17 protein-coding genes are annotated in these 18,823 nt (G+C 43.6%); 9 read left to right on the top strand and 8 right to left on the bottom strand.

Annotation, left to right across the window (positions count from 1 at the left end; genetic code table 11):
• Positions 1–22 precede the first annotated feature (22 nt).
• Positions 23–868 carry a hypothetical protein gene (locus VRU48_RS04760; RefSeq protein ID WP_330106780.1) on the bottom strand — a complete coding sequence of 282 codons (846 nt, stop codon included), beginning with the start codon at positions 866–868 and terminating at the stop codon, positions 23–25.
• Between the two features lie 4 nt (positions 869–872).
• Complete coding sequence (gene queG / locus VRU48_RS04755; RefSeq protein ID WP_330106779.1) at positions 873–1,808, bottom strand: tRNA epoxyqueuosine(34) reductase QueG; 936 nt, start codon at positions 1,806–1,808, stop codon at positions 873–875.
• A gap of 96 nt (positions 1,809–1,904) precedes the next feature.
• Between queG and VRU48_RS04750 the strand changes: the two genes are divergently transcribed.
• Positions 1,905–2,126 (top strand): hypothetical protein, encoded by a 222-nt coding sequence (locus VRU48_RS04750; protein ID WP_330106778.1) that lies wholly within the window; start codon positions 1,905–1,907, stop codon positions 2,124–2,126.
• 51 nt (positions 2,127–2,177) lie between these two features.
• On the opposite strand, the gene ruvB is transcribed toward VRU48_RS04750, so the two are convergent.
• Together ruvB and VRU48_RS04740 are read right to left on the bottom strand one after the other, a co-directional pair.
• A complete protein-coding gene (ruvB, locus tag VRU48_RS04745; RefSeq protein WP_330106777.1) occupies positions 2,178–3,200 on the bottom strand; it encodes a Holliday junction branch migration DNA helicase RuvB in 1,023 nt (340 codons plus the stop codon).
• A 129-nt stretch (positions 3,201–3,329) separates the two neighbouring features.
• Positions 3,330–4,217: a 3-hydroxyacyl-CoA dehydrogenase family protein gene (locus VRU48_RS04740; protein ID WP_330106776.1), complete on the bottom strand. Its 888-nt coding sequence runs from the start codon at positions 4,215–4,217 to the stop codon at positions 3,330–3,332.
• Positions 4,218–4,408: 191 nt separating this feature from the next.
• Here VRU48_RS04740 and VRU48_RS04735 point away from each other — a divergent pair, with 191 nt between their 5' ends.
• From VRU48_RS04735 to VRU48_RS04720, 4 genes are all read left to right on the top strand, one after another.
• Positions 4,409–7,444: a SusC/RagA family TonB-linked outer membrane protein gene (locus VRU48_RS04735; protein WP_330106775.1), complete on the top strand. Its 3,036-nt coding sequence runs from the start codon at positions 4,409–4,411 to the stop codon at positions 7,442–7,444.
• Between the two features lie 10 nt (positions 7,445–7,454).
• Entirely contained in the window at positions 7,455–8,909 is a 1,455-nt protein-coding gene (locus VRU48_RS04730) for a RagB/SusD family nutrient uptake outer membrane protein (RefSeq protein WP_330106774.1), read from the top strand.
• Positions 8,910–8,979: 70 nt separating this feature from the next.
• Positions 8,980–9,360 (top strand): hypothetical protein, encoded by a 381-nt coding sequence (locus VRU48_RS04725; RefSeq protein WP_330106773.1) that lies wholly within the window; start codon positions 8,980–8,982, stop codon positions 9,358–9,360.
• A gap of 85 nt (positions 9,361–9,445) precedes the next feature.
• Positions 9,446–10,153: a hypothetical protein gene (locus VRU48_RS04720; protein WP_330106772.1), complete on the top strand. Its 708-nt coding sequence runs from the start codon at positions 9,446–9,448 to the stop codon at positions 10,151–10,153.
• A 50-nt stretch (positions 10,154–10,203) separates the two neighbouring features.
• Here the strand turns inward: VRU48_RS04720 and pdxH are convergent, their stop codons facing one another.
• The gene (pdxH, locus tag VRU48_RS04715) at positions 10,204–10,854 is read right to left on the bottom strand and encodes a pyridoxamine 5'-phosphate oxidase (RefSeq protein WP_330106771.1); all 651 of its coding nucleotides are present in this window, start codon (positions 10,852–10,854) and stop codon (positions 10,204–10,206) included.
• A 114-nt stretch (positions 10,855–10,968) separates the two neighbouring features.
• Here pdxH and VRU48_RS04710 point away from each other — a divergent pair, with 114 nt between their 5' ends.
• From VRU48_RS04710 to VRU48_RS04700, 3 genes are all read left to right on the top strand, one after another.
• A complete protein-coding gene (locus VRU48_RS04710) occupies positions 10,969–11,532 on the top strand; it encodes a YqgE/AlgH family protein (protein ID WP_330106770.1) in 564 nt (187 codons plus the stop codon).
• A 98-nt stretch (positions 11,533–11,630) separates the two neighbouring features.
• The gene (locus VRU48_RS04705; RefSeq protein WP_330106769.1) at positions 11,631–12,278 is read left to right on the top strand and encodes a DUF2975 domain-containing protein; all 648 of its coding nucleotides are present in this window, start codon (positions 11,631–11,633) and stop codon (positions 12,276–12,278) included.
• A gap of 9 nt (positions 12,279–12,287) precedes the next feature.
• Positions 12,288–12,488, top strand: coding sequence for a helix-turn-helix domain-containing protein (locus VRU48_RS04700; protein WP_330106768.1), 201 nt, complete (start codon positions 12,288–12,290; stop codon positions 12,486–12,488).
• Here the strand turns inward: VRU48_RS04700 and purE are convergent.
• Together purE and VRU48_RS04690 are read right to left on the bottom strand one after the other, a co-directional pair.
• Positions 12,485–12,979, bottom strand: coding sequence for a 5-(carboxyamino)imidazole ribonucleotide mutase (purE, locus tag VRU48_RS04695; protein WP_330106767.1), 495 nt, complete (start codon positions 12,977–12,979; stop codon positions 12,485–12,487). The two genes, VRU48_RS04700 and purE, sit on opposite strands and share 4 nt — an antisense overlap.
• A 90-nt stretch (positions 12,980–13,069) precedes the next feature.
• Positions 13,070–14,209 (bottom strand): 5-(carboxyamino)imidazole ribonucleotide synthase, encoded by a 1,140-nt coding sequence (locus VRU48_RS04690; RefSeq protein WP_330106766.1) that lies wholly within the window; start codon positions 14,207–14,209, stop codon positions 13,070–13,072.
• A 17-nt stretch (positions 14,210–14,226) separates the two neighbouring features.
• On the opposite strand from VRU48_RS04690, the gene VRU48_RS04685 reads away from it, so the two are divergent.
• The gene (locus VRU48_RS04685; protein ID WP_330106765.1) at positions 14,227–15,456 is read left to right on the top strand and encodes a BaiN/RdsA family NAD(P)/FAD-dependent oxidoreductase; all 1,230 of its coding nucleotides are present in this window, start codon (positions 14,227–14,229) and stop codon (positions 15,454–15,456) included.
• 113 nt (positions 15,457–15,569) lie between these two features.
• Here the strand turns inward: VRU48_RS04685 and VRU48_RS04680 are convergent, their stop codons facing one another.
• Positions 15,570–18,821: an amidohydrolase family protein gene (locus VRU48_RS04680; protein WP_330106764.1), complete on the bottom strand. Its 3,252-nt coding sequence runs from the start codon at positions 18,819–18,821 to the stop codon at positions 15,570–15,572.
• Positions 18,822–18,823: the final 2 nt, after the last annotated feature.

Genomic DNA, 18,823 nt, shown 5'->3' with positions numbered 1-18,823 from the left:
TCTTCGTTTAAATTTACAATAGCTAATAATTGTCGAAAACGGGGTAATAGGACTTTTCGATAATTCCTTCATCGCTTAACAACTGGCTTAGCAGCGGATCGGCTAAGATTTTAGCCAGAGTGGTCTTTTTGCCATTGAGCCACATCGTGTTTTGTACCAGTCGCACACCATGGCTGTAATCGGCCCAGGTATTGGTGTGCTTGTTGTACAAGGGTTGGATGGGTTTTCCATCGAGTTGATGCCAGCCATAAATAACCACACGGGGCGTTGTTTCGCCGTAAATCTTATTGCTGATCACAATATCCTTCTTATTGCCCACCGTAAGCGCGCCATTGGCATGTTGGCTAAGGTAGGGCTGCATTTGCTGTTTAACCAGGTCGTTATGGGTAATAAATACCGGAACTGTGGTCATGGCCTTGCTGGGCGGAATGGGCTGTGGCGTTAACTTGAGGGTTGCATTTTGATCAATCAGGTCTGTTATTTTTCGTGTTGGCAGACTACAATGCAACAGATTGGCTACTTTTTGGGCCAAAATGGGAGTCATGGGCATATAAAAGTAATCGTCGTTATGGCCAATAGCGAGGTAGTCGGGCAACACAAAAAAGACCAGTTCGTAGTCCTTGTTATCGATTGTGGCTTTTGATACGATTTTCTGGAATTTTCTCAAGAAACTCGGCACATTACCGTTTTTGATTTCCCTGAAAATGATTTCTTCGCGCGCCACTAAGCTTAAGGTACTGTCGGAAATGCTGTGGGCAAATGCTGTTCCGCCAAGCGCATCGGCTTTTCTCGGTTTTAACTTTAGTTCTTGGGCTTGTACCACAATGGCTAGTAATATACTCGCCAGTAAGCAGGTTATATTTTTCATTTTTTTAAATTGGCTTTAAAAAATCGATATTACGTTTCAGCCCGCTAAATTTGGTCCTTTTAACCGCCGAACCTTTGAAAACCTGTTTAAATACTTCATCTGTTAGGTCTACAAGTTCGGTCTTTTTCAGTTGCAACAGCTCGTGGGTCGGTTCAAAGGCGGGTTCCTGGTGTGGGGTGGCAAAACGGTTCCATGGGCATACGTCTTGGCAAATATCGCAGCCGAACATCCAATTCTCCATTTTGCCTTTAAACTCGGCAGGAATTTCGTTTTTCAGCTCGATGGTAAGATAGGAAATACATTTGCTGCCGTCGACGGTATAAGGCGCTACAATGGCATCGGTAGGGCAGGCGTCGATGCAACGGGTGCAAGAACCGCAATGGTCGGCCACAAAAGGCTTGTCGTATTCCAGTTCCAAATCAATAATCAGCTCGGCCAGAAAGAAAAAGGAACCTGCATCTTTGCTGATGAGGTTAGCGTTTTTGCCTCGCCAGCCCAATCCGGCTTTCTGTGCCCAGGCCTTATCCATTACCGGGGCAGAATCTACAAAGCACCGGCCACTCACTTCCCCAATTTCATCATTGATAAAGGCTAAAAGTTCTTTCAGTTTTTCCTTAATGACGGTATGGTAATCGGTACCATAGGCATATTTGGATATTTTCGGAGCTTCGCTGTCGAGCTGTTTCGCCGGCGTAAAGTAATTGAGCGTTAATGAAACCACCGATTTAGCGCCTTCAACCAACAAACGGGGATCGAGGCGCTTGTCGAAATGGTTTTCCATATAGGCCATTTCTCCATGTCGGTTGTTGTTGAGCCATGTTTCCAGTCTTGGGGCTTCTTCTTCCAAAAAATCCGCTTTTGAAATGCCACAGGCCATAAAGCCCAGCCTAAGTGCTTCGGCCTTGATCAATTGGCTGTATTTGGCGGCATTGTTGAACATGGAACTACAAAGATAGCCTTTTGGCCTAAAACCTTTAAAGCTTTGAGTTGTTAGTAGGTTAATAAGGTAAGGCTATTTCATTAAATTCTCAATATCATGGAAAATAACACGTCCAATCATACCGAAGATCCAAACAAAACTGCCCCTCCGATAGAAACCAATTATGGAGCCCATAAGGAAAATCCGGGACCTGCACCTACGGTAAACGAACCCGATAATGAAGGTGCCGGGCAAGCCATGAAGTGGATTATTCCGATTGTGGTGCTGATCTTGTTGGTTATCTGGTTTATATTTTTTAGGGATAACGTAACGAAGTAAATTAAACCACGGCTTAACATTTGAAGCCCACTAATTGGCGATTTCTAGAGGTTAAAACAGTTTTCCGGTTTGTCCCAATTTGATCCGATTGAGGTGTTTATAGGCGGCCTCAGTTACCTCGCGGCCACGGGTGGTACGCATCAGGTAGCCTTCCTGGATCAGAAAAGGCTCGTAAACTTCTTCAATGGTGCCATCGTCTTCGCCAACTGCCGTGGCAATGGTTTTTAATCCCACGGGGCCACCTTTAAACTTATCGATAATAGCCAGTAATATTTTGTTGTCCATTTCGTCGAGGCCGTGCTCATCTACATTTAATGCAGTTAGCGCGTAGCGCGCGATTTCGGTGTCGATGCTGCCATTGCCTTTAATCTGTGCAAAATCTCGGGTACGGCGCAACAGCGCGTTGGCAATACGCGGGGTACCTCGGCTTCGGCGGGCAATTTCGTAAGCGCCCTCGTCTGTAATAGGGGTTTTAAGTATTTCTGAGGAGCGAAGTACAATGGTGGTCAGTACTTTTGCATCGTAATAGGTGAGGCGAGAGTTGATGCCAAACCTTGCTCGCAGAGGCGCGGTAAGCAGACCCGAACGTGTAGTGGCGCCAACTAAGGTAAAGGGATTGAGGCCGATTTGTACTGATCGGGCATTTGGTCCGCTTTCGAGCATGATATCGATTTTGAAATCTTCCATGGCAGAATAAAGGTATTCTTCTACCAAGGGGCTCAGGCGATGAATTTCGTCGATAAAAAGGATATCGCCGGTTTCCAGATTGGTTAATAAGCCTGCCAAATCGCCTGGTTTATCTAAAACCGGACCAGAGGTCACTTTAATGTTAACCCCCATTTCGTTGGCGATGATATACGATAGGGTAGTTTTTCCTAATCCCGGAGGGCCATGCAACAATACATGGTCCAGAGCTTCGCCTCGCAACTTGGCGGCCTTTACAAAAATCCTGAGGTTTTCCAATATCTTTTCCTGTCCGGTAAAATCGTGGAATTCCTGCGGGCGTAATACTTTTTCAATATCGCGTTCTGTAGGACTTAAGTTATCGGCTGATGGATCAAGATTTTCGTTCATTGCTTAAATATAAGAATGGGCATCGGAATGATGCCCAAAAATACGGTTATTATTTAGCACTAACAATCTTAGAAAATAATCTATTTATTAGTTAATCGGTTAACGTTAATGAAAACCTAATGATGTGTTTTAAGCAAATTTTGAAGCCACTTTGGCATCTTTGGGGCCATTGCTGTAGTCGTAAAAACCTTCTCCAGACTTGATGCCTTTTTTTCCGGCAGTTACCATATTTACCAATAGCGGACAAGGCGCATACTTTGGATTGCCGAAGCCTTGGTACAATACATTGAGGATAGCCAAGCATACATCAAGCCCGATAAAATCGGCCAGTTGCAAAGGCCCCATAGGGTGGGCCATGCCCAGTTTCATTACGGTGTCTATTTCTTGTACGCCAGCTACGCCTTCATATAAGGTATAGATGGCTTCGTTGATCATCGGCATTAAAATCCTGTTGGCTACAAAGCCTGGGTAATCATTTACCTCAACAGGCATCTTATCTAGTTTTTGCGAAAGCTCCATGACCGATTGGGTAGTTTCGTTGCTCGTAGCATAGCCTCTGATCACTTCAACCAGCTTCATAACGGGCACTGGGTTCATAAAGTGCATGCCAATTACCTTGTCGCCACGATTGGTTACGGCCGCAATCTGGGTAATGGAAATAGAAGAGGTGTTGCTGGCCAAAATAGCTTCTGGTTTGGCAAATTGATCCAGATCCTTGAATATTTTAAGTTTAAGCTCAATGTTCTCGGTGGCTGCTTCTACAATCAGGTCAACGTCTTCCACGCCGCTTTGCAAATTGGTATGGGTAGTGATATTTGACAGCGTTTGTGCTTTGAGCTCTTCCGTAATAGCTCCTTTTGCAACTTGTCGCTCTAAATTTTTGGTGATTGTGGCTATTGCCCTTCCCAAGGCATCGATATTGATGTCGATGAGGTTTACTTGGTAGCCAAACTGTGCAAATGTGTGGGCAATTCCATTACCCATTGTTCCTGAACCGATTACTGCAATATTTTTCATGTACATATTTGATTAAAGCTTAAAAATGAGGCTAAAAGACCCATATTAATGGCAAGTTTAACTAAAATAGGTGATTTTCGCCTATTAAGTTGATAACTAAAAAAAATAAAAAAAATGTCAAATGTTGCATAAATGTTACATTTTCGTATTTTCGTTATAATTAACATATTATTTAACCTAAATTAACTTAAATGAAAAGAACTCTACTAAGTTTAATTGTTCTCAGCCTACTCACCATAGGCACCGTGCTCGCTCAAGGAAGCAGAACAATTACAGGAAAAGTTACTGGCGCAGACGACGGTCTGCCAATCCCATCGGCTTCTGTAAGGATTACAGGTACAGCCATCGCAACCCAAACCAATTCAGACGGTACTTATTCGATTGTGGCTCCGGCAACAGCCAAATCGATCGAATTCTCGTTTGTAGGTATGGGTACCATCACCGAAACTATCGGAACAAGAACGGTAATTAATGTTAAATTGGCATCAAATACCAATTTGGAAGAAGTTGTGGTAACTGGTTTTGGTTTAAGACAAGCCAAAAAAGACATCACCGGTTCAACCAGTACCATTTCGGGCAAAGACATTGAAAACATGCCTGTACAAAGTGTGGACAGGGCGATGCAAGGTAGACTTGCAGGCGTTCAAGTAAGCTCATCAAGTGGTATTCCGGGTGCGGCCATCAACGTTAGGATCAGGGGTGTCGGCTCTATCAACGCTGGTAACAGTCCTTTGTATGTAATTGACGGTGTTCAGGTAAATGCTGGCGATTTAACAAGAGCTACGACCAGTGCCAACGCTTTAAGTGCATTAAATCCTGATGATATCGAATCGTTGACAGTATTGAAAGATGCTTCTTCTGCGGCTATTTATGGTGCTTCTGGTGCTTCTGGTGTAGTAATTATTACGACCAAAAGAGGTAAGGCCGGAAAAACACAATTTGGCTTTAATACTTATGTTGGTTACAACGATTTGATCAGCAAACCTAAATTGTTGACCAGTCCGCAATGGATCCAGCTATCGTTAGAAGCTTATGCTAACCGTTATGGCGCTACTTCTACACAGTACACCAACTTTTACAACACTTATGTTACGCCATTTGGCTCGATTGACAATGTGCCAACTTATGACTGGGTAGGTGCCGTGTCTCAAAAAGGTTTAACCCAAAATTACGAACTAACTGCTAGAGGCGGTAACGAAAAAACTAGATTCTACGTTGGTGGTGGTTACAACAGCCAAAAAGGCCAAGTAATTGGTACTGATTTCTCTCGCGGAAACGTAAGGGTTAACTTAGACCACGAGGCTTCTAAAAAGATCGATTTCTCTACCAGCTTGAACTTGAGTACCATTAGCCAAAATACGACTTCAAGTGCTGGTGCATTTGCCAACGTGAGCAGAACTGCGCAGTTGCAATCTCCAAACAACCCTATTTATAACCCTGATGGAACCTACAATACTATTTTGCCAGGTGCCTATGATGGTTATAACGTGGTTCAATTGGTGAAATTTAACCAACAAAAAGCCACAAGTAACCAATTTACAGGTAACGGTGCCGGCCGCTATCACTTTACTGATGCTTTGGTATTCAGAAGCAGCTGGGGTGTTGATTATATTGATATTGCCGAAAACCGTTTCTGGGATCCAAGATTTGGCGATGGAAGATCGACTAATGGCGATGCTTTGGCAGCCAATACACGTAACGTGAACTTCCAAACCGACCAAACTTTGAATTACAACAATTCATTTGGCGGTAAACACAACCTTAATGCTATCTTGGGTTTCAACTACCGTAGCGAGGTGTATACCACTACAACTGCTGAGTCGCAAGGTTTCCCTTCTTACCAATTTACACAGGTATCTTCAGGTAGTACGCCAATTACTACAGGTGGTTCTTATACCACTTTCCGTACAGCCGGTTACTTCTTGAAAGCCGACTATAACTATGAAAGCAAATACTATCTATCTGGTACAGTAAGGTATGATGGTTCATCTAGGTTCGGTTCAAACAACCGTTTTGGTTGGTTCCCTGCAGGTGCGGTATCTTATAGGATTTCTCAAGAAGACTTCATGAAGGGCGTTAGCTTTGTTTCTGACTTGAAATTGAGGGCAAGTTACGGTACCACTGGTAACCAAGCTATCGGTAACTTTGACTCGAGAGCGCTTTATTCAAAATCTGGAGACTATATTTCTGGAACAGCACTAGCTGCTGGCCTAGCTCCTTCAAACTTGGCTAACGTTAATTTAGCTTGGGAAAAAGCAACTACTTTGGATGTGGCGATGGAGTTTAGCTTGTTTAAAGACCGTGTAAGCGGAACAATCGGCTACTACAATAGAATTAACTCTAATCTATTGTTGGCACAGCCGCTTCCGTTAACTTCTGGTTTTAGCTCGATTAATCAAAACGTTGGTAAAATGAGAAACAGAGGTTTCGAGTTTGAACTTTCTACCATGAATATCAAAACCAAAGATTTCACCTGGAGAACAGATGCCAACATCGCCTTGAACAGAAACAAGATTTTAAACCTGATTGATGGACAAACTTTGTTAGGTGGTAGCTTTGCTACTGCAGTTGGCCGTCCGATCAGCTCTGTTTATACTTATAGGTCAGCTGGTGTTAACCCTGCCGATGGCCGCGCAATGTGGTACGATGGCAATGGCAACATTACCTATACGCAAAATGCTTCGACCGACAGAACTTATATCGGCGATTTAAACCCTAAATACACTGGTGGTTTAACCAATACCTTTACTTACAAAGGCATCTCGTTAAGTACTTTCTTCCAATTCAGCTATGGCAACTTGGTGTTGAACCAGGATAAAACTTTCTTCGAGAGATCAGGTTCGACAGTTGACAGGAACCAATATGCGACTAACTTGGATCGCTGGACAACTCCTGGACAATTTACCGGTATTCCAAAACCTTATTTTGGTGGTACCGTGTTGAACATCAGCGGTATTAACCACAGTTCGTCTTACGCTATTTCTGACCGTTTTTACGAGGATGGATCTTACATCAGGCTAAAATCAGTAAGTGTAGGGTATGACTTGCCAAAATCTTGGCTAAGTGCGGTAAAATTACGTTCGGTTAAAGTGTACGCACAAGGAATTAACCTTTGGACCATTACCAAATACCAAGGAGTTGACCCTGAGTTTGTAAATGCTAGTGGCGACTTTGGTCAATATCCACAGTTTAAAAACTTTACGTTTGGAATTAATGTTGGCTTCTAATCTTATTAAAATGAAAAAAATACATATCATATCAATGGCGCTTGTAGCATCTCTTGCTATAACCTCATGTGAAAAAACCTTACAAACCGAGCCGAAGAACTCGATATCTGCCGAAGTAGCCTTGAAGGAGGCGGCGGGTGTAGAGGGATTGGTAAACAGTTGCTACGAATCGCTGCAGAGCGTTAACTACTATGGAAGAAACTTCTTTGTAGTTCCGGAAGTACTGTCTGACAATATGCGTATTGTAAACTCTAACTCTAACCGTTTCGTTAACGAATCGAACAATACCATCGGTTCAACCATCGATCTATGGGCTTTAGGTTACAGCACCATCAACCGCGCAAACGGCGCCATCAAATATGCGGATATTGCTAATGGCCTAACTCCATTGAGAAAAAAACAGCTTACCGGTGAAGCTTTATTTATCCGTGCGCTTGTTTATTTCGATTTGGTAAAATCATACGGTTATAACCCTAAACAAATCGTTTCTGGACGTAATTTAGGCGTTCCTATCGTGTTGACTTTTGTGGAAAACTATCCAACGGATATTGTTTACCCTAGCAGAAATACAGTTGACGAGGTGTATACCCAAATTAAAAAGGACCTAGATGTAGCTATTACCTTGCTAGACAATACAGCCGCTCCTAAAAGAGCTAACCTGGCTGCTGCTTATGCTTTGAGAGCTCGTGTAGCTTTGTTTAACGGCGATTGGCAAGATGCAGCTACTTTTGCTACATCGGCCTTGGGTGCAGGCGTGGGTACATTTGTTGATGCTGGCGCTGCCGCAACTCCAACCCAAAAATCAGATGCCTATAAAACCATCTGGACTTCGGCCAGCTCTCCAGAGTCTTTGTTCGAATTGAACTTTGAAGTAACCGAAAGCTTAGGTTCTGACGGATTGAGCTCAATCTATACCAGGTCTAATCCGATAACTACTGCTGGTGCGGGTTACGGCGATGCCTCTCCTCAAGCCAACTTGGTGGCCGACTACGCTACAGGCGATGTGAGAAAAGACCTATTGGTGCAATTGGTTAAAGGTTCTGAAACTATTTTGTGGAACCAAAAATACCCAGCTGCCAAAGGGCCGCAAATTGATAACATCAAATTGTTGCGTGTAAGTGAACTGTATTTGACCCGTGCCGAAGCCAATTTCAGAAACGGAACAACTATCGGTGCTACGCCACAAGCCGATTTGGATAAAATCAGGTTGAGAGCTGGTTTGATTAGCACTCCGGTAACGCTTGATGCGATTTTGAAAGAAAGACGTGTGGAACTAGCTTACGAAGGCCAAAGATGGTTTGATTTGTTGAGAACAGGATCTGCTGTAAACAAATCAACGACTACGCTTCCAGCAAATTCAACTCCAAACTCTACAATCGCTGCAACAGATTTTAGGTTATTGGCCAGAATCCCGCTTACTGAAGTACAAAATAATCCTAAAATCACTCAAAACTTCGGATACTAACCATAAGATTATGAAAACAAAAATATATATATTCCTCATCGCATTAATCAGTGTGTCTTTCACGTCTTGTATGAAAAACAGAGACAATCTATACGAAGGACCTGATGTGGTAGAATTTGTGCCGCTTACCGCTACTGTTAAAAAGGGAACGGTTGCAACACCTGGCACGGCTACTGCAGTGGTACAATTGGTGGGTCATCAACAAGCCGCTGCCACCGATATCAACTATACGATTTCAGGTACCGGCGTACAAGGAACTGACTACACACTTAGCGGTACCTCTGGCAAAGTTACCATTCCAGCAAATTCTAGTTCGGCCAATATCGTCATCACTGCAATTCCTGCCAATATCGCAACTGGCACAAGAACAGTGATTTTAACGCTAACCGGCAATAGCCAAATCGGCGTAAGCCAGAACTATAAAACCTATACCTTAACAATTACCCAATAGCATATTGAAAGGTATTTAGTTAATTAATGAAAGCCCTTAACGTAATGTTAAGGGTTTTTTATACTTTTAAACTAAAATGTCAACCATGAAGAACTTAATAGACAATAAATTTTGGATCGCCATGTTAGCTTTTGGCCTGCTGGGTTCGGCTACACTGAAAGCCCAACAGATAAACCTTACCGACCTCAAAGGCGAAGTACTGAGGACGATGAGCTATACCGAGGTAACGGGTTCGCCCTATTATATGGATGCCTGGACAAAAGGGATTGTTAGGTTTAAAGATGATAGGATCATCAATGGGGTAGACCTTAAATACGATCAGGTACAGGATTTATTGTTGTTCTTGAATGCCAAAGGCGAAACCCTAGAGCTTACCGAACCGGTACTAGAGTTTAAATTGGGCTTTTCGGGAATAGGCAATGCCAACGACAAACTTTTTAGATCGGGATTTAAGCCAACGGGTAAAAACACCGAAAAAACTTTTTATGAAATATTATCAGACGGGAATGTGAAGTTCATTAAAAAGACCTTAAAAACCATCCTGGAAAACAAAGAGTTTAATTCGGCTACAACAACCAAAAAAATAGTAAATAGAGACATTTATTATGTGGTAAAAGCCGATAACCTGCCGGTACAGGTAAGCAAGAACGAAAAATCAATTCTGGCTGCCATTGGCGACAAGAATGCCGAGCTTACCGCTTACATCAAGACAAACAAGCTCAACCTCAAAGAAGATAGCGATATCCTCAAGTTGTTCGAATACTATTTCGAAATCAGCAAATCAAAATATTAATCAACAAAAAATCCCCCGAAAATTTTCAGGGGATTTTTTATGCATATCGTTTATGGCGCCAATCGGCTAAGTTGCCATTTGCCATCAATCAGCTCATATTTCAGCCTGTCGTGCAGGCGGCTCGAACGGCCTTGCCAAAATTCAATAGCTGTCGGTTTTACTACATAACCGCCCCAATGCGCTGGTTTGGGTATGGTTTTATCTTCGTACATGGCAGTAAGTTCCTCTACTTTCGATTCGAGCATTTCGCGGTTGGCAATTACTTGACTTTGTGGCGAAGCAATGGCACCAATTTGGCTCCCTTGCGGGCGCGAGTGGAAATATTTTTCAGAATTTTCCTTATCCAATTTCTCTACCTTGCCTTCAATGCGAACCTGTCGCTCCAGCTCAGGCCAAAAGAAAACCAGACAGGCATAGGGGTTTCTCTTCAGTTCCTTGCCTTTTTGGCTCAGGTAATTGGTGTAAAAGTTAAAGCCATTATGGTCAAAGCCCTTTAAAAGTACAATTCTTGCATTGGGTTTGCCGTTTTTGTCGGCAGTGGCCAAAGTCATTACATTGGGTTCGTAAAGCTGTGCCTCCAAGGCATCGCTAAACCATTTTTCGAATTGTTTGATCGGGTTTTTGCTGGCATCGCTTTCGTTCAGCTGGGCAGTACGGTAATCCTGCCTCAAGTTTTGCAACATTTCTTTTGTGAGCTCCATGGCACAAAAATAGCCTTTAGTTTGTTTAATTTTTTCATCAGAATATAATATGTGACGAAGATCATGGTTTTACAGGATTTTGGTAAAATCGTAATGGTTTCTTAAATTGACCAAATGTTAAGCAAAATAGCACCTTCGGCAGGAAAATTATTGATTTCTGAACCTTTTTTGAGCGACCCCAACTTCAAGCGCTCGGTGGTACTGCTGGCCGATCATGGAGAGGAGGGAACCTTGGGCTTTATCCTCAATCAGCCAAGCAACCTGATTTTAAAAGACTTGGTGCCAGATTTGTGGGAGGCCGATTATCCGGTATTTATTGGCGGACCGGTTGAGGTAGATACCATCCATTTTATACACCGTTGCTACGACAAAATGGCCAGTGGCGAGGAAATTGCCAAAGGGATTTATTGGGGAGGCAATTTCGAAACGCTCAAGATATTGGTAAACAGCAACAGCATACAGCCACACGAAGTGAAGTTCTTTTTGGGCTATTCGGGCTGGTCGCCTTTGCAACTGGACGAAGAAATTGAACAAAATACCTGGATCGTTTCGGGGCAATATCATCCGGATGTGGTTTTTGCACATAACGAAGAGGAGCTTTGGCGCGAAGTTATCATCAACCTCGGTCCAAAATATGCCCACATCAGTAACTTTCCGAGTGACCCGAATTTAAATTGATTTTATTCTCTGGTTTAAATTATTTAAAATAAAACGATAAATAATAGTTGTTTTATTTTAATATATTTTTACATTTGTTTTATATTTTACGTGTGAATATGAAACTCTCTGAAAATAAAGTCATACAGGCCTTAGATGGCTTGGCCACTTTTGCGCTTATTCTTTATATTGTGTTTTTTATCGTGCAGCTTTTTAATTCGTCGCCAAAATCCAGTCATGCCGTTAAAAGCTACAAGGTTTATAACGTGAGGCTCGATAGAAAATATAAAGAAACCAATCCAGAAGATAACCTGAAATCGTGGTTCAACAATCAGGTTGTTGTCCAAGAAACGAATAAGGGGCTTGTGCACCTGAGATTTAAAAGTTATGCCGAAATGTTCTCCTTCTCTTCTATTTTATTTCAGGTGTCGATTTTTGTGTATTGGTTATTGATAGGAGCGGCTATCTATTTTGCTCGAGGATTATTCAGGTCTTTTCGAAAAGATGAAGTGTTTACCCAAAAAAATGCCTGGGCCATTATGGCATCGAGCTTGATTTTAATAAGCCTGCCAGTTTTTCGATGGATTAGTCAGGAGTTTTTCCTCAACTGCGTTAACACCTTGCATATCAACGATTCTAATTATACATTCAACAACGGCGAAAATTTGCTGACGAGCGAAACCATCATTGGCTTGGTACTGATGGCTTTTTCCTGGGTCTTTAAAATCGGGGTTGACATTAAAAAAGAAAACGAATCCTTTGTTTAGCTATTGATCATGCCCATAATTATTAATCTTGATGTGATGTTGGCCAAAAGAAAAATGTCTTTAACCGAACTGTCGGAAAAAGTAGGCCTAACCATTGTAAACCTTTCCATCTTAAAAACCGGAAAGGCAAAGGGCGTTAGGTTTGATACCTTGGAGGCAATTTGTAAGGCTCTGGATTGTAAGCCGGGAGATATTATTGATATCGATTAATATTGCTCTATAGATTCGGCGCTTTCTTCTACCTTTCTACGCAAATCATCTTTATAGGCCTGCATTTTGTCTGCCAAGGACGAATCGGCGGTAGATAGTATCTGAACGGCCAGCAAGCCCGCATTTTTGGCCGCGTTTAAGGCAACCGTAGCCACAGGTATGCCGTTAGGCATTTGCAGGATAGAGAGGATCGAATCCCAGCCGTCAATAGAGTTCGACGATTTTACAGGTACGCCAATTACCGGAAGCGTGGTAATAGAAGCCACCATACCCGGCAAGTGGGCTGCGCCACCGGCACCGGCAATAATCACCTTAAGACCTCTTTGCGCGGCTTCTTTGGCATAGTTAAACATGCGTTCTGGCGTGCGGTGCGCAGAAACCACCGTAATTTCGAAATCAACCCCAAAGTGCTTGCAGATGTCTGCGGCGTCTTGCATTACAGGCAGGTCTGATTTGCTGCCCATGATAATTCCTACTTTTACTGTGCTCATTTTTTGATGTATTTATGCTTCAATTTTTTTAATTGTTCATTAGTCATTGGTTCATTAGACCGAACCGCGTAACGCTTGGTGCTTATCGCGCTACGAAACCACTTTTAGGGTTTGCTGTACATATCTAGCCTTTTCAATGGCATGTTCGCGGTTCTGGTCTACTACGGTAACATGGCCCATTTTGCGGAACGGTTTGGTGTATTTTTTGCCGTAAAGATGAACGTATACGCCATCTATTGCCATAATTTTCTCTAAGCCATCGTATTTGGCTACGCCTTCATGGCCTTTTTCGCCCAATAAATTGATCATTACCGCATTGCTGATGGAACGGGTATCGCCCAAAGGCAGGTTAAAGATAGCCCTCAAATGCTGTTCGAATTGCGAAACGTAATTGCCTTCTATGGTTTGGTGCCCGCTGTTGTGCGGTCTTGGTGCCAATTCGTTTACCAAGATTTCGCTATCTTTGGTCACAAACATTTCTACCGCCAATATGCCGGTAATATTGAGAGCCGATGCAATATTGATTGCAATTTTCTCTGCTTTTTGTTGGATGTTATCCGGGTAGGTTGAAGGTGAAATCAGAAACTCGACCAAATTGGCTTCGGCATTGAATTCCATTTCTACCAAAGGGAAGGTCTTCATGTCGCCGTTGGCATTTCTGGCCACGATTACCGCAATTTCCTTGTCAAAATCTACCAGTTCTTCGATCAATGATGGTGCTTCAAAAGCGTTTTCCAAATCGGCTTGACTGTTGATTTTCATCACGCCCTTGCCATCATAGCCGTCTTTGCGTTGTTTCAGGATATAAGGAAAACTGAAATTGCTGTTGCTCATTTCCTCTCTTGAGTTCACCAGCTGAAAAGGAGCAGTGGGGATATCGTTTTCCTTGAAAAACTGCTTTTGTACACCTTTGTCTTGGATCAAACGAATTACCCGCGATTGCGGATAAACGAGTTTGCCCTCTTTCTCGAGCTGTTCTAGCGCATCGATATTTACTTTTTCGATTTCAATGGTAATGATATCGGCTTTCTTGCCAAAATTATAAACGGTGTCGAAGTCGGTAATAGAGCCACATTCAAACTTGTTTGCAATGTTTTTGCAGGGTGCGTCGGCATCCGGATCTAGCACTAAAGTTGTCAAATTATAATTGATAGCCTCTTGTATCAGCATTCTACCTAACTGCCCGCCGCCCAATATCCCTAATTTCAGCTCGCTTATCTGTTTTGCCATTATCGAAATGTAAATTTATGCTTATTTTGCACAAAAATAACAATATTAACCAATTGATGGATGCAGATGCGATAATTATTGGCGCTGGTGCCTGTGGCTTGATGTGTGCGGTACAGGCCGGTTTTCTGGGCAAGAAAGTGTTAGTGCTCGAAAAAAACAGTCAGCCAGGTGCCAAAATACTGATTTCGGGAGGGGGCAGATGCAATTTTACGAACCAATGGGCTACCGAAAGCCAGTTTATTACCGCTAATCCGCATTTTCTCAAATCGGCATTTAGCCAATGGACGGTAGAAGATACCATCAGTTTTTTCGAAGCCTACGGCATTGTTGGACAGGAAAAGACTTTAGGCCAGCTTTTTCCCGATGGCAAAAAAGCCAAGGATGTGGTCGAGGTTTTTACATCGCTTTGCCAAGACCTAGAACAGGAAATCAGGTGCAATGCCGAAGTTAAATCTATTGAACAAACCGCCGATGGCTTTAAAGTAAGCTATACCAAAGGCGATAAGCTCAAAACCTGCACAGCTCCTAAAGTGGTAATGGCCAGTGGGGGATTGCCTATTCCAAAAATGGGCGCTACCGATTTTGCCCTGCGTTTTGCCAAAAACAACGGACTGGCCATTGTTGAAACCGCACCGGCATTGGTACCGCTAACCATTACCGGCAAAGACGAAGAATGGTATGCGCAGCTTTCGGGCAATTCGGTGTTTTGCGAAGTCAGCAACGATAAGATGGCTTTCGAAGAAAATATTTTGTTTACACATTGGGGGTTGAGCGGGCCTGCTGTGCTGCAGATTTCGAGTTATTGGCGCAGGGGCGAAAGCATCAATATCGATTTGTTGCCTCGCCAAGATATACTTGCCTTGATGGAAGAGGAGCGGAAAAGCAATGGTAAAACCCTGCTTTCTACTTTGCTGAACCGTTTTTACGCCAAGAAATTTACGGATGCCTTAGGCAAGTTCCTGCCTTTGGGTAAACCAGTGGCCGATTTGAGCAAGGTAGAAATGGAAAGCATCAAACAGACCATCCACCAGTTTAAGGTAAAACCTGCCGGTGATAAAGGTTATGATAAGGCCGAGGTGATGCGTGGCGGTATTGATACCAATGAACTTTCTTCTAAAACGCTAGAATGCAAAAAAATACCAGGTCTCTATTTTGGTGGCGAATGTGTAGACGTAACCGGTTGGCTGGGCGGCTATAACTTTCAGTGGGCCTGGGCCAGTGGCTTTGTCATCGCACAAAATATTTAAAGCGGTTGCTATTGCTTTGATATTTAATAATATACAAAAAAGCCACAGCTTAACAGATCTGTGCGCTATTTGCAATTTAATCTGTTAAGCTGTGGCCTGTAGCGCTGTTTTTATTAATCGCAGTGTGGAACGGTAAAGGTCCAGGTATCAGATGCTTTGTAAGGAATAGAAAATGCTACGCCTTTATCCAGCTCGAACCATAGTTTGGAACGTACTTTTTCCCTGCTTCCGGTTTCGTTCATGGTCATGCTGTCGTACAAACGACCGTTAACCATCACATACTTTATTTTTTCAGAGTTCCTGATGTCGTCTAACGGATTAGAATCCATCACGATCAAATCGGCCAGTTTGCCTACTTCCAAGGAGCCTATTTCCTTGTTCATGCCCAAATAAGAGGCACCATTTAGCGTAGCGCAGCGGATAGCCTGCAATGGGCTCATGCCTCCCTGTACCAGCATCCAAAGTTCCCAATGTGCGCCCAAGCCTTGGATTTGGCCGTGTGCACCCAAATTAACCTTGGTACCGCCATCGGCAATCTGTTTTACCGCTTTCGATACCTCGATATGCCCATAATCGCCATATTCCGAAGTCGTTCTTCTTCTCGAACGGGCATCGATAATGGCACGTGGCGTAAAGTTCAATAACCTTTCGTTTTCCCAAACATTGGTTCTGTCGTACCAATAGTTTTCGCCCCATTGGCCACCGTAAGCTACAATGAGCGTAGGGGTATAGGCAACGTTGGTGTTGTTCCAAAACGAAACCACGTCTTTATAAACCGGAGCTACCGGAATGCTGTGTTCAATGCCGGTATGGCCATCGCCAATCATGTTCATGTTGGTAAAGAAGGTAGAACCGCCTTCTGGTACCACTTCCATTTTTAACTGACGGGCCGCTTCTAAAATCTGTTGACGTTGATCTCTTCTAGGCTGGTTGTACGATTTTACCGAAAAGGCACCTACCGCTTTCAGTCTTCTCAGGTGTGCCAAGGCATCGTCCAAACTGTTGATCACTACTTTGAAATCGCCTTCGGCACCATACAGGATAGAACCTGTAGAGTATAGGCGAGGACCAATCATCCGGCCGGCCTTTAGCATTTCGCTTTGGCTGAATACCATTTCTGTGTTGCTCGAAGGATCGTGCGAGGTGGTTACGCCAAAGGCCAGGTTGGCCAGGTAAGACCAGTCTTGTTGCGGACTAATGCCATCGGGACTGGTGCGCAGGTGGGCATGCACATCGATAATGCCTGGCATAATGGTTTTGCCGGTAACGTCAACCACTTTGGCGTTGGCAGGCACGTTTATGTCGGCCATTTTGCCAACGGCTACAATTTTGTTGTTTTCGAGTAGGATGGTACCTTCTTCAATCACTTCGTCGCCTTTCATGGTAATGATCCGAGCGCCTTTTAAGGCTAAACTTCCCGTAGGTATATCGGTTTTCAGTCTTAATCCAATTGAAATTCCAACGGTATCGAGTGCTGGCAGTGTTTGCGGTGCTCCTTCTACAAAATTGAAGGCATTCTTGATTTCGCGGCTGTAGTATTGTTCGCCCAATGTCCAGAAAAGCTTTTTGCTATCGGCGCTCCAATGCAGGTAGGTGCCTGCATCTTTAGTTATGCGGGTTAGCGGAATCGTTTTGTTGCTAGCCGATAGGTCTAAAGCCGATCCGGTAGTAACCATTGGCGTAATGTAGGCGTTGAAAAGCTCTGTAAAAGCCATCCATTTGCCATCGGGACTTGGCGCAAACTGTGTTGCATATTGCGAAGTATAATGCGTTCTTTCGTTGCCACCGTTCAAATCCATGCTTTTGAAGGCTTTTTTGCCGGCCTCGTAGCCTTGGAAATAAATCCGGCTGTCATCGCTGCTGAACATGGGCTTGATGCCGTTTTCGCTGATCAAGGTTTTAGGTCCACCGTTAGCCGACATGATAAAAATACCGGTGTTTTTGCCATAGGTAAGGCCCAAGGTTTCGTTGCCTACACCTTTTCTAAAAACAATTTTGTCGCCTTTGTTGGCGTAAGACGGCGAGTAGTAATAACCTTTCTCATCGGTTAGCGAGATGGTTTTGCCAGTTTTGAGGTCGGTACGCCTAATAGCACCTTTAAATTCGTCGCTCCAGGTAGTGTAAACCACAAACTTGCCGTCAGGGCTAAATTCTGGTTCAAATTCGAAGTCGATGCCGTTGGTTAATCGTTCTGGCGCACCATTAGGCAGTTCTTTTTTATAGAGATAGCCAGCTGCATTGAACACTACCAATTTGCCATCTGGCGAAGTGGTGAGCTGCCTGATCATTTTTGAGGTAAATTCTGGCGAAAAGACCTGGTTTTCGAAGTGCAGCGATTCTTGTACGGTTTGGTTGCTGTTTACCTCGAACGGAATATCGCTTACGTATAAATTGCTCAGGTCTATCTGTTTGATTTTCCCTTTGGCATAAAAAACAATGCGTTTCGCATCTGGTGTCCAGGCAAAGTTGGGATAAACGCCAAAAATGGCCCAAGTTTCCTGCTGGTCGTGCGTTAAGTCTTCATATAAAGGCCATTCTTCGCCGGTTTTGATGTTTTGGATATAAAGTACCGATTTCAGGCGAACCCTTTTTACGTAAGCCATCAATTTGCCATCGGGCGAAATCTGCGGACGTGCCGAGCCTCCTTGTTCGGCAATGAGGTTGCTGAGCTTGCCCGTGCTCATATCCAGTTGCCTAATGGCGTAAATCAAGCCATTGGGATCTTTGCTGTATTCGAAATTAGGACCTGGCGATACGTCTTCGCTAAAATAAAGGTAGCGGCCATCGGGCGAAACATTAGGCTCACCTGCATCCTGCTGGTCGTTTTTCCTCTTGGTGAGCTGAATGCCGTCGCCCCCGTAAATGCTGTACATCCACATTTCGCCTGCGCCCAAAGAACGGGTTCCGGTAAAATGTTTGCGGGCAATCAGGTATTCGCTGTTGGGCATCCAGGTAGCATTGTTCAACAGCCTGAAGGTTTCTTTGGTAATCTGTTTTTTGTTGCTGCCATCACGATCCATGATCCAAATGTTATCGCCGCCGCTTTTGTCGCTGGTGTACGAAATATATTTGCCATTGGGGCTGAACCTGGGCTGTACATCCCAGGCAATGCCACCACTCAACAATTTGGCGGGGCCACCGGTAATCGGGATGGAATAGATATCGCCCAACAGGTCGAAAACGATTTCTTTTCCGTCGGCGCTCACATCAAGGTTCATCCAGGTACCTTCGTTGGTGTTGATGCTGAAACTTTTGGTTTGTCCCTTGTATTTTTCTACGTCCCATTTGGCCGTTTCTTTCTTATCTTGTGCGATTAATGAAGTTGTAGCGAAAAGGCAGCTTAAAAAGAGTAAAGATTTTCTCATCG

The sequence above is a fragment of the Pedobacter albus genome (assembly GCF_036324255.1).
Lineage (GTDB): Bacteria > Bacteroidota > Bacteroidia > Sphingobacteriales > Sphingobacteriaceae > Pedobacter > Pedobacter albus.
This window is presented reverse-complemented; position numbering and strand designations above follow the sequence as displayed.

Bases quoted from the DNA above. Each gene is read 5' to 3' on its own strand.
- VRU48_RS04690 (WP_330106766.1), bottom strand. From the start codon at position 14,209: ATGGCAAAACAGATAAGCGAGCTGAAATTAGGGATATTGGGCGGCGGG.
- VRU48_RS04700 (WP_330106768.1), top strand. From the start codon at position 12,288: ATGCCCATAATTATTAATCTTGATGTGATGTTGGCCAAAAGAAAAATG.
- VRU48_RS04720 (WP_330106772.1), top strand. From the start codon at position 9,446: ATGAAGAACTTAATAGACAATAAATTTTGGATCGCCATGTTAGCTTTT.
- VRU48_RS04725 (WP_330106773.1), top strand. From the start codon at position 8,980: ATGAAAAACAGAGACAATCTATACGAAGGACCTGATGTGGTAGAATTT.
- VRU48_RS04760 (WP_330106780.1), bottom strand. From the start codon at position 868: ATGAAAAATATAACCTGCTTACTGGCGAGTATATTACTAGCCATTGTG.
- VRU48_RS04710 (WP_330106770.1), top strand. From the start codon at position 10,969: ATGTTAAGCAAAATAGCACCTTCGGCAGGAAAATTATTGATTTCTGAA.
- purE (WP_330106767.1), bottom strand. From the start codon at position 12,979: ATGAGCACAGTAAAAGTAGGAATTATCATGGGCAGCAAATCAGACCTG.
- ruvB (WP_330106777.1), bottom strand. From the start codon at position 3,200: ATGAACGAAAATCTTGATCCATCAGCCGATAACTTAAGTCCTACAGAA.
- VRU48_RS04740 (WP_330106776.1), bottom strand. From the start codon at position 4,217: ATGAAAAATATTGCAGTAATCGGTTCAGGAACAATGGGTAATGGAATT.
- VRU48_RS04750 (WP_330106778.1), top strand. From the start codon at position 1,905: ATGGAAAATAACACGTCCAATCATACCGAAGATCCAAACAAAACTGCC.
- queG (WP_330106779.1), bottom strand. From the start codon at position 1,808: ATGTTCAACAATGCCGCCAAATACAGCCAATTGATCAAGGCCGAAGCA.
- VRU48_RS04730 (WP_330106774.1), top strand. From the start codon at position 7,455: ATGAAAAAAATACATATCATATCAATGGCGCTTGTAGCATCTCTTGCT.
- VRU48_RS04685 (WP_330106765.1), top strand. From the start codon at position 14,227: ATGCTTATTTTGCACAAAAATAACAATATTAACCAATTGATGGATGCA.
- VRU48_RS04705 (WP_330106769.1), top strand. From the start codon at position 11,631: ATGAAACTCTCTGAAAATAAAGTCATACAGGCCTTAGATGGCTTGGCC.
- pdxH (WP_330106771.1), bottom strand. From the start codon at position 10,854: ATGGAGCTCACAAAAGAAATGTTGCAAAACTTGAGGCAGGATTACCGT.
- VRU48_RS04735 (WP_330106775.1), top strand. From the start codon at position 4,409: ATGAAAAGAACTCTACTAAGTTTAATTGTTCTCAGCCTACTCACCATA.
- VRU48_RS04680 (WP_330106764.1), bottom strand. From the start codon at position 18,821: ATGAGAAAATCTTTACTCTTTTTAAGCTGCCTTTTCGCTACAACTTCA.